The sequence below is a fragment of the Sulfitobacter sp. genome, from assembly GCF_041552635.1.
GTDB lineage: Bacteria > Pseudomonadota > Alphaproteobacteria > Rhodobacterales > Rhodobacteraceae > Sulfitobacter.
Genome location: NZ_JBFEKM010000341.1, coordinates 1 through 1759 on the forward strand (window position 1 = coordinate 1; position 1759 = coordinate 1759).

At 58.0% G+C, this 1759-nt stretch carries 2 protein-coding genes and 1 pseudogene; all 3 read left to right on the top strand.

Annotation, left to right across the window (positions count from 1 at the left end):
* The first annotated feature begins 104 nt into the window (after positions 1-104).
* Positions 105-695 carry a hypothetical protein gene (locus ABYT07_RS20880; RefSeq protein ID WP_372993917.1) on the top strand — a complete coding sequence of 197 codons (591 nt, stop codon included), beginning with the start codon at positions 105-107 and terminating at the stop codon, positions 693-695.
* Entirely contained in the window at positions 692-1393 is a 702-nt protein-coding gene (locus ABYT07_RS20885; protein WP_372993918.1) for a hypothetical protein, read from the top strand. The genes ABYT07_RS20880 and ABYT07_RS20885 overlap by 4 nt, the downstream gene beginning before the upstream one ends.
* 99 nt (positions 1394-1492) lie before the next feature.
* Positions 1493-1759: pseudogene (locus tag ABYT07_RS20890) on the top strand (hypothetical protein); the annotation flags it as partial.

Sequence of the window (1759 nt, forward strand, 5' to 3'; positions counted from 1 at the left end):
ATAACAAATGAAATGAAAGAAACAGCACGAAACAGAGAGCGAGTTTGAAAGCCGCTAGGACGGCGAATGTTGAAACGGGATCAGGCTGAGAAAAGGGGAACGGCATGGAAGAGGCGACAGAGACAAAACGGGATCGGGTGCGCAGGCTGTTGATCGATCCGCTTAAGGCGGATGGGTTCAGGTTTCCGAAGGGTGTGAACGCTGAAGATGCCAAGACGCGGCTGGACCGGTTGGCTGATGATCTGGCCTATATGACCGACGACGGTTTGTCCGCGCTGCGCGTGTCGATGCGGACCAAGGGCGAGGGTGCTGCGCGCTGTTTCTGGCCGATGCCTGCAACCGTTCTGGGCTTGGCGGAAAGCTTTCAATCCCGCCCTCTTGCCGAACTGCCCCAGCTGCTGCGCTGGTTTGCATCGGCTGCCGGCGGTGCTGCGCTGCTGGGGGATCGGTTGGCCGCCGAATACTGGTTCTGGAACCAGCACAAACGTCCTCCGGTCAAGCCGATGGACAAGAAGGTCGTTGATCAAAAGGCGGCGGGATGGCGGCGCAGGGTTGAACTGGCAGAAGATCGTTTGGCCCGTGGGCATAGTATTCCCGAAGATGATGCGCGCTGGCTGGCTTGGTATCGTGGTCGGGTCAAGTACATTGAAGGCTTGGTGCACAAGTCGAATGAAGTGACGGAGGACGCTGCATGATAGCGCACCGCACGTTTCAGCCGGGTCGCCAAGTGGGCAGGGACACGTTGGCAAGGCAGACTGTTGTGACACATGGGCGGGTGCGTCGTGAGATCAGCATCCAGTCGCTGCTGGAATGGGCTTTTGCGGATGAATGCGCCTCGATCGACTTTGAGGACGAAGGGACGTTGGCCGCTGGGTATGGCGCTGTGGGCAATGCCTATCTGATGGAGCAACGGGGAAAGCTTGGATGTCGCATCGATGGTGGTGGCAGGTCATTGCCTGATCACGATGCGGATCTGGTTGCCGCTGCTGTTGCGGTGTTGCCCGAGGGCTGTGGTGGTCGACGCATGGCCGTGCAGATCGCCGAACTGGCGCGCGCACGGGCGGTGCCTGACGCGTTCGTCGGTGTTGAACCACGCTGTGAACCAAGGGGTTGGCGTATCAATCAGAATGGTCGCAGGGCTGAGACGGAGAGCCTTGGAATTGAGATTGATTCGTCTGGGCGTAAGCTTCGGCGTCACGATGTACTGGTCTGTCCGGTTGTGTATCGGCCCGATGGGCAGCAGGTAGCGCGTGCTCGACGCAATTATTTGCAGTGGTGGTCTGCTTTAACTGAACTGCGCATCACCTTTGAAACGCACAATAATCTTTCACGATGGGCCGTCGGTTGCTCCATGCCACCCATGCAGCCTTGGATAAAAGGACTTGCCGAATAAATCCGCCCCCCCTAGACATGGTGCCAACAACACTTCTGCGCCCGGACGGTAAACCCGCTCTGGGCGCTTTGCGTTTGGGCTTCTGGGAATGGATGGGATGTGCCGACTGCTCCGAAAACATTCCGTGCCGCACATGCGCCGACGCCCAAGCAAAGTGAACAGGACTATGACAAGCGTCGGGGTTCGGCGCGTGAGCGTGGGTATTCTTCCAAATGGGACGGGACTTCAGTAGCATTTCTGAAGAAGCATCGGGTGTGCATCGCTTGCGAAATGGCAGGTGTGCTTCAAGCATCCGAAGTCACCGACCACATTGTCCCGCATAAGGGTGACATGGGTCTGTTTTGGGATCGGAGCAATTGGCAGGCA

What these genes read in the sequence shown, in the direction of transcription:
- ABYT07_RS20880 (WP_372993917.1), top strand. Translation starts at nt 105, where the DNA reads ATGGAAGAGGCGACAGAGACAAAACGGGATCGGGTGCGCAGGCTGTTG.
- ABYT07_RS20885 (WP_372993918.1), top strand. Translation starts at nt 692, where the DNA reads ATGATAGCGCACCGCACGTTTCAGCCGGGTCGCCAAGTGGGCAGGGAC.